Source organism: Nostoc sp. C117 (assembly GCF_043099735.1).
Taxonomy (GTDB): Bacteria; Cyanobacteriota; Cyanobacteriia; order Cyanobacteriales; family Nostocaceae; genus Nostoc.
In genome coordinates, this window is sequence record NZ_CP170991.1 from 5077073 (window position 1) to 5090769 (window position 13697).

General features: G+C 42.2%; 11 protein-coding genes. 5 read left to right on the forward strand and 6 right to left on the reverse strand.

Annotated features, from left to right (window positions below; genetic code table 11):
• Positions 1–22 precede the first annotated feature (22 nt).
• From ACFG4S_RS21895 to ACFG4S_RS21910, 4 genes are all read right to left on the reverse strand, one after another.
• Positions 23–1690: a ribulose bisphosphate carboxylase small subunit gene (locus ACFG4S_RS21895; protein WP_392531109.1), complete on the reverse strand. Its 1668-nt coding sequence runs from the start codon at positions 1688–1690 to the stop codon at positions 23–25.
• 127 nt (positions 1691–1817) lie between these two features.
• Positions 1818–2120 (reverse strand): EutN/CcmL family microcompartment protein, encoded by a 303-nt coding sequence (locus ACFG4S_RS21900; RefSeq protein ID WP_094327600.1) that lies wholly within the window; start codon positions 2118–2120, stop codon positions 1818–1820.
• Positions 2121–2126: 6 nt separating this feature from the next.
• On the reverse strand, positions 2127–2471 hold the full coding sequence (locus ACFG4S_RS21905; RefSeq protein ID WP_010995041.1) for a carbon dioxide-concentrating mechanism protein CcmK: 345 nt from the start codon (positions 2469–2471) through the stop codon (positions 2127–2129).
• A 94-nt stretch (positions 2472–2565) separates the two neighbouring features.
• The gene (locus ACFG4S_RS21910) at positions 2566–2874 is read right to left on the reverse strand and encodes a carbon dioxide-concentrating mechanism protein CcmK (RefSeq protein ID WP_012410633.1); all 309 of its coding nucleotides are present in this window, start codon (positions 2872–2874) and stop codon (positions 2566–2568) included.
• A gap of 659 nt (positions 2875–3533) precedes the next feature.
• Between ACFG4S_RS21910 and ACFG4S_RS21915 the strand changes: the two genes are divergently transcribed.
• From ACFG4S_RS21915 to ACFG4S_RS21925, 3 genes are all read left to right on the forward strand, one after another.
• A complete protein-coding gene (locus ACFG4S_RS21915) occupies positions 3534–5390 on the forward strand; it encodes an NAD(P)H-quinone oxidoreductase subunit F (protein ID WP_392531110.1) in 1857 nt (618 codons plus the stop codon).
• 197 nt (positions 5391–5587) lie between these two features.
• Positions 5588–7093, forward strand: coding sequence for an NADH-quinone oxidoreductase subunit M (locus ACFG4S_RS21920; protein ID WP_392531111.1), 1506 nt, complete (start codon positions 5588–5590; stop codon positions 7091–7093).
• A 232-nt stretch (positions 7094–7325) separates the two neighbouring features.
• Positions 7326–8456, forward strand: a complete 1131-nt coding sequence (locus ACFG4S_RS21925) for a CO2 hydration protein (protein ID WP_392531112.1) — start codon at positions 7326–7328, stop codon at positions 8454–8456.
• Between the two features lie 17 nt (positions 8457–8473).
• Here ACFG4S_RS21925 and ACFG4S_RS21930 read toward each other — a convergent pair whose 3' ends face one another.
• Both ACFG4S_RS21930 and ACFG4S_RS21935 read right to left on the reverse strand, forming a co-directional pair.
• Positions 8474–9175: a Uma2 family endonuclease gene (locus ACFG4S_RS21930; protein ID WP_392531113.1), complete on the reverse strand. Its 702-nt coding sequence runs from the start codon at positions 9173–9175 to the stop codon at positions 8474–8476.
• Positions 9176–9321: 146 nt separating this feature from the next.
• Positions 9322–10236 (reverse strand): nucleotidyl transferase AbiEii/AbiGii toxin family protein, encoded by a 915-nt coding sequence (locus ACFG4S_RS21935; RefSeq protein WP_392531114.1) that lies wholly within the window; start codon positions 10234–10236, stop codon positions 9322–9324.
• A gap of 189 nt (positions 10237–10425) precedes the next feature.
• On the opposite strand from ACFG4S_RS21935, the gene ACFG4S_RS21940 reads away from it, so the two are divergent.
• A complete protein-coding gene (locus ACFG4S_RS21940) occupies positions 10426–11460 on the forward strand; it encodes a serine/threonine protein kinase (RefSeq protein ID WP_392531115.1) in 1035 nt (344 codons plus the stop codon).
• 420 nt (positions 11461–11880) lie between these two features.
• Positions 11881–13590, forward strand: a complete 1710-nt coding sequence (locus ACFG4S_RS21945) for a serine/threonine protein kinase (protein ID WP_392531116.1) — start codon at positions 11881–11883, stop codon at positions 13588–13590.
• Positions 13591–13697 lie beyond the last annotated feature (107 nt).

Sequence of the window (13697 nt, forward strand, 5' to 3'; positions counted from 1 at the left end):
AGTGCCCAGTCCCTAATCCCTACTATGGACGTTGAATAATTGTTTCCAACACCCGCCGCTTGGCTTTGGTATCAATACCGATTAAGCGTACATATTCTCCTGGGAATTCGGCGAGGTTTGATTCCACGGCTGCGATCGCTTCTCTTTCTGAGGAGGCTTGAATTTGACCGGTACTAGTCCAAGAACCTGTACGGAAACGTCGTTGGTCTACGTGTTCGATGCTAATTTTATATCCTCCGGCCAATAATTGCCGTAGCTGGTCTACAACTTCAGTACTTAAGCGGGTACTGGTAGCTGTTGCTGTTGCTTTAGCAGAAGACCCACTGCTAGTAAATGATTTCTGAGCGCCAGAAGAGGCTACTTGACCATTGGGACGTTGAATTATGCTTTCTAATACCCGCCGTTTCGCTTTGGTGTCAATGCCAATTAAACGCACGTACTCGCCTTGATGGCTGGCGATACATTCTTCTAACGCGGAGATTACTTGATTTGTGGCAGTTGCGTCAACTGGCTTACAGCTAGTCCATGAACCAGTGCGGAAGCGGCGCTCATCTACGTGCTCCATACCAATTTTGTAACCACCTGCTAACAGTTGGCGGATTTGCTCTACAGTTTCACTGCTAATTCTGCCGCTACTGGAACTGTTACCGTTGTTACCGTTACTATTCCCGTTGCTGCTGCTATAACTATTGCCACGGCTAGCAGGAGCTTTAAAGCTGGTAGCTGGTTTCACATCACCATCTGGACGTTGAATGATGTTTTCCAGTACCCGGCGTCTACCTTTATCAATACCAAACAGCCGGACATACTCGCCGCTGTGGTCTCTGAGACAGCTTTCTAAAGCTGCGATCGCTTCACCGATAGATCTTGTTTCGATTGGCTGGCAACTAGTCCAAGAACCCGTCCGGAACCGTCTTTGGTCTACGTGTTCTGTGCCAATCTTATACCCTTGCTCTAATAAATAGCGCAACTGCTCTATTGTTTCTGCACCCAAACTATTACTCGCCACTTCACTACTCCTTTCTAGCTCTAAAACAGTCAAACCATTACCTGTATAAGATTTAGCGTTCTCATCCCGAATTGGTGCAATACATTTGCTATCCGCAGCACAAAGATAACCAGCCCGCAACGCCTGATTAATCCCAACCACATGATGAGCAAATTCCTTATCTTGGTCTTGCACATCTGGCAAGCGATCGGCTTGCTGCTGGCTGGTAATTATCGCTCCCGAAGGGACATATTTGCCTGGGGGAATTTCTACGTCTTGAATCAAAGCGTGCATCATGACGATGCAACCTGCACCCACTCTGGCATTAAAGACTGTGGAGCGAAAGCCAATGAAGGAATTGTCCCCAACATAAGCTGGTCCGTGAATTAGAGCCATGTGGGTAATGCAAGTGTTTTTACCAATCCATACCGAGTATTTATTTTGGTCATCGCCAATTACTCGGCCTTGCTCCAACCCATGAATGACAACACCATCTTGAATATTAGTGTTTTCACCAAGATAAAAAGGTGTGCCTTCATCCGCTCTAATCGTAGTCCCCGGAGCAACGATTACATTTGCACCTATGCGTACATCCCCAATCAGATTGGAGAATGAATGTACAAAGGCAGTTTGATGGATTTGGGGTTCAGCTAAATTCCTTGACCACGGGGTTGGGGGTGCCGCCGTGCTGCGGACTACCATCGCGAGATTCCTCCTATATTGTCATTTGCCATTGGCCTTTTGTCATTTGTCATTTGTTCTTTGTCATTTGTTCTTTGTCGAGAGCTAATGACCAATGACCAATGACTAATGACTAATGACTAATGACTTATCGATATTGATCTTTTTTGCTGTAAATTAGGCGATCTTCAACGTAAATAGTATCTATGATCGCCACCACTGCTGCATCTAATGGACGCTGTTCATTGCCAACAACTTGACGAGCGGCACTACCACGAGTGATGAGTACCCACTCATCTACTCCTGCTCCCACAATATCTGCTGCTACTTCATACTCTGGTAGGATATTGCCGTTTTCATCTACTAATTGTAACAACAGTAGTTTCACACCCCTGAGAGTTGGATCTTTTTGGGTGCTAACTACTGTGCCGCGAACTTTGGCAATTTGCATTACGAATTACGGTCTTCTACCAAAAGGACGAATTGCATTCACATTTTCCCGGAACTGTTCTACATCTTCGGTATAACGAATTGGTAGGACGTATTCCAAGTTTTCGTGAGGACGAGCAATGATGTGAGTAGACAGCACTTGTCCGCCATTGACTCGCTTAACGGATTCAACTCCTGCAGCCACGGAAGCTTGAACTTCCGACACATCTCCCCGAACAATTACTGTCACTCGACCGCTACCGATTTTTTCGTACCCTACCAGAGTTACGCGAGCTGCTTTTACCATTGCATCAGCAGCTTCCACTACTGCTGGAAAGCCCAGCGTTTCAACCATTCCCACTGCAATTGACATTAGTTTTAATCCCTAATTAAAGTTTTTAGCCTTGGACACAAGTGATGCTCAATAAGGCAAAGAGCGTTAATTACTTTTTTTGTTTAAACGGTTTTTAAGTCCGGAACTGTTCCACAGCTTCTGTGTAACGTATCGGCAATACGTATTCCAGGTTTTCGTGGGGACGAGCAATGATGTGAGTGGATAAAACTTCACCACCAAAGACTCTTTTCGCCGCTTCAACCCCTGCTGCTACGGAAGCTTGGACTTCCGATACATCTCCCCTAACTATGACGGTGACGCGAGCGCTACCAATTTTCTCATATCCTACCAAAGTGACACGCGCGGCTTTCACCATCGCATCAGCAGCTTCCACGACTGCTGGAAAGCCCTTCGTTTCAATCATTCCAACTGCAATTGGCATCGCAGAACTCCTACAAAATTAATCCGAACAGTATTGTTATTTGAAATCTTTGACGGGGAGAGGTTTATCTTAGAGCTAAGAAAACACTTCCAAATTTAAGCATAGGAAAGCTTGGCGTCCCTGGCAATATAAATCACTATAATAGTTTATGATAATAAAGTTTTAAAAAACTTAACAAAAATTCATCTGCGCTTCTGAGCAATTAAAGTTCACTGATTCCTAGAGGAGCCACTTATGCTTTATAATTTCTTTATCACATTTACAAAACGACATTCATAAACAGAGCTAATTCTCTCTAGTAAGGGATACTCAAAGGCTGTATCTTTTGCTATATCTATATTTCCTAGAGTTTTTCTACCTCTACAAAGACTAGGTAAAAAATACATAAGTTTTTCAAATATACTGTATAAACGTATCGACTGAAAGTAGAAAGATAAATGTAAAAACCTAAGTAATATATTAAAACAAGTAAATGCTTTTACATATGTAAAGTTATATTTAATTAAGCTGAATAGGGGAAGATAAGGTAAAAATATTTTCACTAAATTTAATGTAAATAATAGTAAGAAACACAGCTTTTAAGTAAATAATGTTTTTAGAAACATATAATTTTAAAACTTTTATTTTGAATCAAAGGTGAGTCGTCAAGGGAAATTTAAATGAGTGGATTTTTATTTTCAACAAGTTGGTTTGTGCCTTTTTATAGCTTATTGGGCGCAATTTTGACGTTGCCCTGGGGAATTGGAATAATTCAACGAACAGGACCAAGACCTGCGGCATACTTAAACTTGTTAACGACCATTCTGGCTTTTATCCATAGCCTGTTTGTATTTAAAAACATCTGGGATAGAGAACCAGAAACTTTATTGGTTCCCTGGTTCCAAGCTGCGGATTTAGACTTATCCTTTTCCTTGGAAGTCTCATCAGTCAGTATTGGGGCAACAGTTTTAATTACAGGGTTAAGCTTACTGGCACAAGTTTACGCCCTGGGTTACATGGAAAAGGACTGGTCGTTGGCGCGTTTTTTTGCGTTGCTGGGATTTTTTGAAGCAGCGCTGAGTGGTTTAGCAATCAGTGATTCTTTGTTTCTCAGCTATGCCCTTTTGGAAGTGCTGACGCTTTCGACTTACTTGCTAGTGGGGTTCTGGTATGCTCAGCCGTTGGTTGTAACAGCAGCGCGAGATGCGTTTTGGACGAAACGGGTGGGAGACTTGTTGCTGTTGATGGCTGTAGTCACACTTTCCACCTTAGCTGGAAGTTTGAACTTTTCGGATTTATATGAGTGGGCGCAAACAGCTGAATTAAGTCCAATGACATCATCATTGCTGGGGTTAGCGTTAATTGCTGGACCTGCTGGTAAATGTGCCCAATTTCCCCTGCACTTGTGGTTAGATGAGGCGATGGAGGGACCTAACCCCGCCTCGGTCATGCGAAATTCGCTGGTAGTAGCTGGTGGTGCTTATTTACTGTATAGATTTCAACCATTGTTAGCTTTGTCACCAGTTGCTTTGAACGCTTTGGTAGTTATGGGGACGGTAACGGCAATTGGGGCGACATTAGTATCCATAGCTCAAATTGACATTAAGCGATCGCTATCTCATTCTACTAGTGCATACATGGGGTTAGTGTTTTTGGCAGTGGGTTTGCAGCAGGGGGGTGTAGCCTTGATGTTGCTGTTAACTCATGCGATCGCTAAAGCATTATTATTTATGAGTTCCGGTTCGGTAATTTTGACGACCCAAAGCCAAGACTTGACAGAAATGGGTGGTTTGTGGTCACGGATGCCAGCTACCACCACTGCTTTTGTTGTCGGTTCCGCGGGGATGGTAACACTGCTACCCTTGGGAAGCTTCTGGGCAATGTTATCATGGGCTGACGGTTTTGTCAGTATTAGCCCTTGGGTGATTGGAGTTTTAATATTGGTCAATGGCTTGACAGCATTCAACTTGACCAGAGTATTTCGATTAGTCTTCTGGGGTAAACCGCAACAGAAAACCCGGCGTACCCCGGAAGTTGGTTGGCAAATGGCATTACCAATGGTAACTCTCACAGTATTGACTCTGCTTGTACCTCTGATGCTACAGCAATGGTACTTACTACCCGATTGGGAAAGTATTAATTGGTATGTGGCACTAGCATTGTTTAGTTCTACTGTACTGGGAGTAGTTGCAGGGTGTACAGTTTATCTGCACAAAGCCTGGTCAAGATCGAGAATCTTGGGGTGGAGATTTCTGCAAGACTTGTTAGGTTATGATTTTTATATTGACCGAGTTTATCGTGTAACCGTAGTCAGTACAGTTGCATTCCTATCTAAGATTTCTGCTTGGAGCGATCGGTATTTGGTTGACGGTATAGTGAACTTAGTTGGATTTGCCACAATTCTCGGCGGACAAACTTTAAAATACAGCATTTCTGGACAATCTCAGGGCTATATGTTGACCATCCTAGCAGTCGTCAGCGTCCTGGGTTTTTTCATCAGCTGGTCATTGGGTTTATTGGATAAATTGCCTTTTTAAGAGTGCTGAGTTATGAGTGCTGTACATGGATAGCGGGGCGTTTAGCCCGTGCTGAGTTAAGAGTTTTGTTTATCTCCTTGTCTGCTTGTCTGCCTCATCCCCCTCATCTTCTCATTAAAAGTCCCCAGTCTCTAGTCCCAATCCTCAATTCTCCATGCCCAATGCCCAATGCCCCATTCCCCATTCCATAACTGCTTATGCTTAGTGCTTTAATTTTAGTGCCGTTGATTGGCGCAGCTTTAATTGGTTTCTGGCCTTCTGGCATTAGTGGGAAAGTAGCCCGTGGGGTAGCTTTGGCCTTTGCGATTATTGCTTTCTTGTTGACAATCGTACTAGTAATTCAGTTTCATCCAGGAGAAATCAGCCAACAGTTTGCCGAATCTGTTCCTTGGGTAGATGCTTTAGGCTTAAATTATAACCTTGGGATAGATGGTTTATCTTTGCCGTTGCTGGTTTTGAATGGATTGTTAACTTCCATTGCCATTTACAGCAGTGATGAATCTCTACAGCGTCCGAGATTTTATTACTCTTTGATACTGCTGTTAAGCGTTGGCGTAACTGGAGCCTTTCTGGCACAGGATTTACTGCTATTTTTCCTGTTTTACGAGTTGGAACTCATTCCGCTGTATCTGTTAATAGCTATTTGGGGAGGCGCGAAGCGGGGTTACGCTGCTACCAAATTTCTGATATATACAGCCGTTTCGGGAATCTTGATTTTGGCAAGTTTCCTCGGCATGGTTTGGCTGAGTGGTTCCTCTAACTTTGCACTAGCAACCTTGAACCCGACAATCCTACCTCTAGGGACACAACTTTTGCTCCTAACGGGAATTTTGATCGGTTTTGGGATTAAAATTCCCTTAGTTCCCTTTCATACTTGGTTGCCAGATGCTCACGTTGAAGCTTCCACGCCGATTTCTGTGCTGTTGGCTGGGGTGCTGTTGAAGTTAGGGACTTACGGTTTACTACGATTTGGCATGAACTTGTTACCAGAAGCTTGGGCTTATGTGGCTCCTTGGCTAGCAATTTGGGCAGTAGTAAGTGTATTGTATGGTTCATCCTGTGCGATCGCCCAAACCGATATGAAAAAAATGGTGGCGTACAGTTCTATTGGACACATGGGTTACGTGCTTTTAGCCGCGGCGGCTAGTACACCTTTAAGTGTGTTAGGTGCTGTAATGCAAATGATAAGCCACGGCTTGATATCGGCAATGCTATTTTTGCTGGTAGGAGTTGTGTATAAAAAAGCCGGAAGCCGTGATTTAGAAGTCATCCAAGGATTGCTAAACCCAGAACGCGGTATGCCAGTAATCGGTAGCTTAATTATTGTGGGAGTTATGGCCAGCGCTGGTATACCAGGAATGGTAGGGTTTATTTCCGAATTCGTAGTTTATCGGGGCAGTTTTCCAGTTTTTCCACTGCAAACCTTGCTCTGTATGCTTGGTACAGGTTTAACAGCAGTTTACTTTTTAATTCTCGTCAACCGCGCCTTTTTTGGACGCTTGTCTGCACAAGTTACCAACTTGCCGCGTGTCTATTGGAGCGATCGCCTACCAGCTGCAATTTTAGCATTACTAATTGTGATTTTTGGCATCCAACCCGCTTGGTTAGCACGTTGGACTGAACCGACAATTACAGCAATGGTGAATACCCAAAATGTAGTTGTAACGGTGTCTTTGAATAAGAGAATGGGGACTGGGGACTAGGGATTTGGGACTGGGTATTAGGGAATGGGGAATGGGAAGATGGGGAGATGAGGGAGACAAGGGGACAAGGGGACAAGGGGACAAGGAGATAAACAAAACTCTTAACTCTTAACTCCTAACTCAGCACGGGCTAAACGCCCTGCTATCCATGTACAGCACTCACCACTCACTACTCACCACTCCACTCCTAACGCCCAATGCCCCAATCCTGATACTTTTTGGAGAACTAGCAATGGTAACTATTAAAAAGAAAGCTACTCACAATCCTTTAGCTGAGTATATTGAACGTCTGCAAAAAGGAGAAGCATTACTCCCAGATAGTCCAGAAAATGTACTGGAAGTAGTTGGTATTCTCAAAAGCTACGGAGTAGTTTTAGATGCTTATTCAAATAATCTTAACTACATTGCTGAGCATCAATTTTTAGTATTTTTCCCATTTTTTAAATACTTTAATGGAGAGATTGATTTTCAGAAATTACTCCGTCACTGGTGGCACGATCGCATTAATTTTGAATATGCCGAGTATTGCATGAAAGCGATGATGTGGCACGGTGGCGGCGGACTAGATACCTATTTAGATACAAACGAATTTAAAGAAAGAGCGCAAGCTGTAATCGCAGCCAAATTTAAAAATAATCCCCTAGTTTTAGGCACTAACCAACTATTTCCAGAATTTTTAACTGAACACTTGCGCGTCTCTGCTTACTACACTGGTTTAGGTCAATTTTGGCGAGTCATGGCTGATATGTTCCTCAGCTTATCAGACCGCTACGACAAAGGCGAAATTAAATCGATTTCCCAAGTTGTAGATCATATTAAATCAGGATTGGTGGCAAGTGCATCAAAGCCAATTACCTACAGCGTCAAAATTCGCGAAAAACTCTATGAAATCATTCCTGAAGACGTTGGTTTGACCTTTTTAGCAGATACAGCAATACCTTATGTAGAGGCAGTTTTCTTTAGAGGAACACCTTTCCACGGCACAGTTTCATACAACGCCCAAGGATATCAAATACCTCCAGATCAAACTCGATTTCAATATGGTGCATTGTATGCCGATCCTTTGCCCATTGGCGGCGCGGGTATTCCTCCCACCTTGCTAATGCAAGATATGCGTCATTATCTTCCAGAATATTTGCACGATATTTATCGTCGCAGTCTTCGGGGTGAAGATGATTTGCGAGTGCAAATTTGTATGAGTTTCCAAAAATCAATGTTTTGTGTGACGACAGCAACGATTTTAGGACTGATACCTTATCCTTTAGATACTCAAGATCCATCTGAGCAAAAAGCTAATCAAGTTTATTTCGGAAAGTGGATGAGTCGCTTAGAAACTTCCCGGTTACTGGATGTGAATAAATAGTTGATTTTTAGTCAATATTATGGTTCTGGTTCAATGCCTAAAGAAAGCAATTGAGCAGTCAAGCGATCGGCTCTTTCTTCACCAGTTAACAACAAATTACCTTGTAAATCCCACCAGCGTAGCCAAGGTAATTCCATATTGTAATATTGTCCCTGCCATAGACCTAACTCAACTCCTAAAGGATATATAGAATAATGTCCGCGTTCATTTGCTGTTAATAAGTGATATTGTCCACCAATTAATTCATAAACTTCTACACTGGCTTTATTCACTTCATAAATGCCGTAGAAGGGAGGACGAATCACCTGCTCATAAATCCAAAATTTACCCTTCCAAGGAGTTTTATCTCTTTCTTGACTACCATCCCCAGAAACAAATTCTAATACAATTAATGGGGCAATAAACTCTCGCCAGAGTACATAAGACCTGCGCGTTTGTCCATCCAGAGTAGGTGATACATTTCCTACATAAAACCAGTCTGGTGCTTCGGCGTCTTTTTCTGGAGGATCAGTTATCCGCCAGTAGATACCACTATCTTGACCAATACAGTATTGCCCATCAGGATGACGTTTTTGCAATATCGGTTTAATCGAGTCCGTTAGGAGAATGCTTTGGGGATGTTCCTGAAAGTTTTTCACGAATGTACCATCAGACTCAGGAAGCTGTGTATGGTCTGGGAACGGTGTGAGGTCGGTAGATAGATCGGTTGCAGAGGTCATAAGACTACCTTTGCAAGATGTAAGGGTTGTTTTTTAGTTTACCAGTGGAAGAGGAGATGAGGCGATCGCTTTCGGAGACTTTGATTTATATTGCGATGAGACGTATTATGGTTCGATGACTCGCATCAGTGCCGATTTATATTTTTCTAGCTAGAATAATTTTTTGTAAAATCAACAAGAAGTAAATCTATTCCATTCATTATTATTGGAATTTTTTCTTGAGTAATACTTAACTCTTGAAAACATTTTTTTCTGTATTCTACCTTTTCCATAAATTGGTTAATCGCTTTAATTAATGGTGAACGAACTTCATAGGTTGCCTCAGCTTTAGAAATTGCACTCATAGGGACACTATTATTCACCCGGAGAATTGCTAAATCAATTAAATCTCTAGATTGAGTGCTGGCATCATTCCAGCGATCAGCGTTAGCCATTAATTTTGATGTAAATCTATCACTTATACTCAAACAGGGAATATTCGCCCAATGTGGGTAAACAGGAGGATCTAAAACGAAATTTCCATTGGCGACAACTTCTATTTTAATCGTTATTCCGTCGATAGTAACAGGAAATCGAATACCGTACTGATTTACTGTGCTATCACCTAACCTCATATTTGTAGTATTTATAAATAATCCAGAAATTCCGTTATCATAGATTAAATTTCTTAAGTATTTATAGTTTTCAGCCCCATAAGGGAAAAGAAAATCAATATCCTTACTAAGTCTATATTCGCCATATTCTAACGCTAGTAATGTACCACCTGCGAAAAACGCGGAAGCATTTTGTAGTACTTGAGGATTGAAAGCATTAAGGATTTTAAGTATTTTGTTGTGATGGTCGAGAGAGAACATTTCTAAATCTGATAGTATCCAAGAATTATATTTTTTTGCTAAATAATAAACAAATCCTTCTTCTTCATCTTCTAGATTCTTGAAAGTGGATCTGTGATGCCAATTACGTTGATACAATTGAATCATTTGCTTTTCGTTCAATTGATATACGTTTTTCAGATGCCAGCCAATAGATTCTAAGAAGGGTAGCTTTTGTGAATTAAGCATAGCAGTGACAAAATAATTTGGTTCTTCAGTATGTATAGTGTGAAAGCCTATTCTAAACAATTTCAAGGTGTGGTATAAAAAAGCGTAGGCGTAGCCCGTCCTAGATATCGCTCTGTTTCTCAAAGCTAACTTAGCTTGTCAAGATCCAATTGTGTGAAAATTAATACAAATATATTGGGAGTTGCAAAGATGGCTTGGGTAGCTGGCGATCAATTGCAAGGTGGAAAATATACTATTGAAAAAGAATTAGGAAGGGGACGATTTGGTATTACTTATTTGGTAAAAAATAGGAATAGCGATCGCCAAGTTATTAAAATTTTAAATGATGACCTGCTGAAATCCCTTAACCAGTCGGAACGCGCACGCCTGGAGACAATCTTTTTACGGGAGGCGGTAAAACTTGCTCAGTGTAAGCATAAGCATATTGTGGCGGTTGAAGACCCCTTTCAGGAAGGAGAGCATTTATGTTTGGTAATGGAGTATGTAAATGAAGTAAGTTTAGCTGACCTGCGTCCACCAATACTTTCGGAACCACAGGCACTGCGTTACATTCAGCAAATTGGGGAAGCATTGATAGTTGTCCATAAAAATGGACTGATTCATCGGGATGTGCATCCGGGAAATATCTTGTTGCGTCAACGAGAGGGGCAGTTAGAAGCGGTGTTAATCGATTTTGGTCTAACTCTCGATTTTGACCATATCTTAACTACAAGCCGAACCAAGGAAACGTCTGATGGATTTACGCCGCCTGAACTTTACGCTAGAGGTACTATCACTCATGGTTATAGCGATATTTATTCATTGGCGGCTACTCTCTATAAACTTTTGACAGGGAAAACACCTGTGGATGCAGTCAAACGCAAAGTGGACGGTGAGCATTTAGTGTCTCCAAAAGAGTTTAATCCTCAGATTAGCGATCGCACCAACGACGCAATTTTGAAAGGGATGAAACTAGATCCTCAAGAGCGATCGCAGTCAATGCGAGAATGGCTGGATTTATTGGGCTTGAGCGGAGACAACTCGCAGCCTTCAGTAATCGTACCACCTAACACTAACCCAACTTGGGAGCGAAACATCCAGTTTTGGGGATTGGTGATTGCGGCGATCGCTGCCATTGGAACCTTACTATCAGGTATAGTTGGCTGGATTCCTATTTTCCACCCATCTCCATCTTCCAATCAACCGTCACAGTCTCCTAGTTCCTCATCTACCAAAACACCGTAGACATAACTAAAAAGATGTTTGAAAAGTCCTCTTGTCGGTATAAAAAGTTTTAGATCCCCCTAAATCCCCCTTAAAAAGGGGGACTTTGATTCCGGTTCCCCCCTTTTTTAACTACGGTGTACACAACACAAGTTATCGAATCACTACCAGTCCTCAAATTACCCCACCCTAACCCTCCCCGTATGTATTGGGGAGGGAACTAGATTTCCTGTTTTCCCCCTTTCCAAGGGGGGATTAAGGGGGGTAATTCGATTTGTGTATACACGCAAAACACTTTTTAAACATCCTCTAAACTTTCATTGTGTTGTACAAAATTTTGTAAAACTGTATTATTTTTGAAACACAGTTAAGTCAAAAATACTCATGTCCAGCTTTTTTAAAGCGTTTTAATTACGAATTACGAATTATTTAGGGGTTTTCATGCCTTGGACAACTGGACAAAGATTACAAGGTGGCAAATATGTAATTGATGTAGTCTTGGGACAGGGCGGATTCGGGATTACTTATAAGGCATTGCATGTTGAGCTAAACCGGAAAGTTGTCATCAAGACACCAAATGAATATCTCAGCCACGATCCAGAATATGACAAGTATATAGAGCGATTTATCCAAGAAGGGCGGACACTAGCACGCTTGTCTCAAGACCCTCATCCTCACATTGTGGGAGTGATTGACTTGTTTAAAGAAGGTGCTATCCACTGCTTGGTGATGGATTTTGTACCAGGAGAAAATTTGTTTCAGGTAGTGAGACACAGGGGAGCGTTACCAGAAGCAGAGATTGTACCCTGTATTCGCCAGATTGGGGAAGCTTTAGTGGTGGTGCATCAAGCAGGGCTAGTACATCGAGATGCTCACCCTGGAAACATTATGGTGCGAACAAATGGCAAAGCGGTTCTAATTGACTTTGGGATTGCCAAAGAATTCTTGCCTCAAACTTTAAGTTCAAAAGGGAATGTAGGTAATAGTGGGTTTGCACCCTATGAACAGATGACTAGAGGCAGTCGGGAGCCAACGGTCGATGTTTACTGTCTGGCTGCCACACTCTATTATGTAGTGACAGGTAAACCCCCCACAACTTCTCAGGCTCGCAAGCTAGGCGATACTTTCCTGACTCCACCTAAACAAATTAATCCAAGCATCAGCGAGCAATTAAATCAAGCAATTCTCAAAGGTATGGCGCTGGAGGCAAAAGACCGCCCTCAGTCAATGCAAGCATGGTTAGCAATGCTAGAAGTACCAAAAGCAACGCCTCCACCTCTATTTAAACAAGTTGACAAAATAAAAGTTGTTCTACGCAAAGCTAAATCAGAGTTAAAGGCTATTCACAGTAAACTAGTTTCTAAAGCGATTATAAATAAATCTTGGGGCTGGGTGAGTGCTTCTTGGAGAAGGATCTCTTGGGACTGGGTGGCTGTCTCTTTAAGAACTATCCCTTGGGACTGGGTGGCTGTCTCTTTAAGAACTATCCCTTGGAAATGGATGACTGCTTCCTTAGTACTTTATGGATTAATGAGCGGCTGCTTATTTGCAGCATCTGAAGCTTTGTTCTGGACTGCACAGGTGGTCATTATTGCTTGGACTGGAGTTTTGACTTTGCTAAGGTCTGGAACTTTGATGAAGCCGGAGGTAAGACCTGGGAATTTGTTTATAACTATAGCGAGTTTCTTTATGGTTATAACTCTTACCTTGGCTATGGGTGTAACTGTGGGTTGGGCGGCTTTGAATTTTGCCAGAGGTGTGCTTACAGTTAAATCTGGGACTGTGTTTCTCGCTGTGGCTGTGTTGGCGGCCGTAGCTATGGCTGTAATTGTTTTTCTGGCTTGGGCCGAGAGCGCTGGGATTATAGATGATAATTGGAATCCAGTTGTGGCAGTAGCCACAGCAGTAGCCGTAGCTACTGCTGTGGCTACCATTATGGCTTGGGTTGCAGTTGGGGCTAAGTTTGGAGCTTGGGCTTTAATTGGCGCTATGACTTGGACTTTTGTTGTGTCCATTGTTGTAGATAGATCCAGAGTTAAATTACGAGATTACTTCAGTAATTTTCAGACTTTTCTGATTTTGGTTGCCACTTCTAGTTTAGGATTGAGTTTGGGATGGTTAGCACGCCAGGTTTTTAATACAGGCTCATAGTTTGAAAAAGCTCCAAAAGCTAAGTAGCAAAGCATTTTTTAGCGATTTTTAGGTGTAAAAAATGCTCGCACCTTTAACCTACAGTCAAAAAATATTAAGCTTCTGGT

Bases quoted from the DNA above. Each gene is read 5' to 3' on its own strand.
- ACFG4S_RS21935 (WP_392531114.1), bottom strand. From the start codon at position 10,236: ATGCTTAATTCACAAAAGCTACCCTTCTTAGAATCTATTGGCTGGCAT.
- ACFG4S_RS21905 (WP_010995041.1), bottom strand. From the start codon at position 2,471: ATGTCAATTGCAGTGGGAATGGTTGAAACGCTGGGCTTTCCAGCAGTA.
- ACFG4S_RS21930 (WP_392531113.1), bottom strand. From the start codon at position 9,175: ATGACCTCTGCAACCGATCTATCTACCGACCTCACACCGTTCCCAGAC.
- ACFG4S_RS21900 (WP_094327600.1), bottom strand. From the start codon at position 2,120: ATGCAAATTGCCAAAGTTCGCGGCACAGTAGTTAGCACCCAAAAAGAT.
- ACFG4S_RS21895 (WP_392531109.1), bottom strand. From the start codon at position 1,690: ATGGTAGTCCGCAGCACGGCGGCACCCCCAACCCCGTGGTCAAGGAAT.
- ACFG4S_RS21940 (WP_392531115.1), top strand. From the start codon at position 10,426: ATGGCTTGGGTAGCTGGCGATCAATTGCAAGGTGGAAAATATACTATT.
- ACFG4S_RS21915 (WP_392531110.1), top strand. From the start codon at position 3,534: ATGAGTGGATTTTTATTTTCAACAAGTTGGTTTGTGCCTTTTTATAGC.
- ACFG4S_RS21920 (WP_392531111.1), top strand. From the start codon at position 5,588: ATGCTTAGTGCTTTAATTTTAGTGCCGTTGATTGGCGCAGCTTTAATT.
- ACFG4S_RS21945 (WP_392531116.1), top strand. From the start codon at position 11,881: ATGCCTTGGACAACTGGACAAAGATTACAAGGTGGCAAATATGTAATT.
- ACFG4S_RS21925 (WP_392531112.1), top strand. From the start codon at position 7,326: ATGGTAACTATTAAAAAGAAAGCTACTCACAATCCTTTAGCTGAGTAT.
- ACFG4S_RS21910 (WP_012410633.1), bottom strand. From the start codon at position 2,874: ATGCCAATTGCAGTTGGAATGATTGAAACGAAGGGCTTTCCAGCAGTC.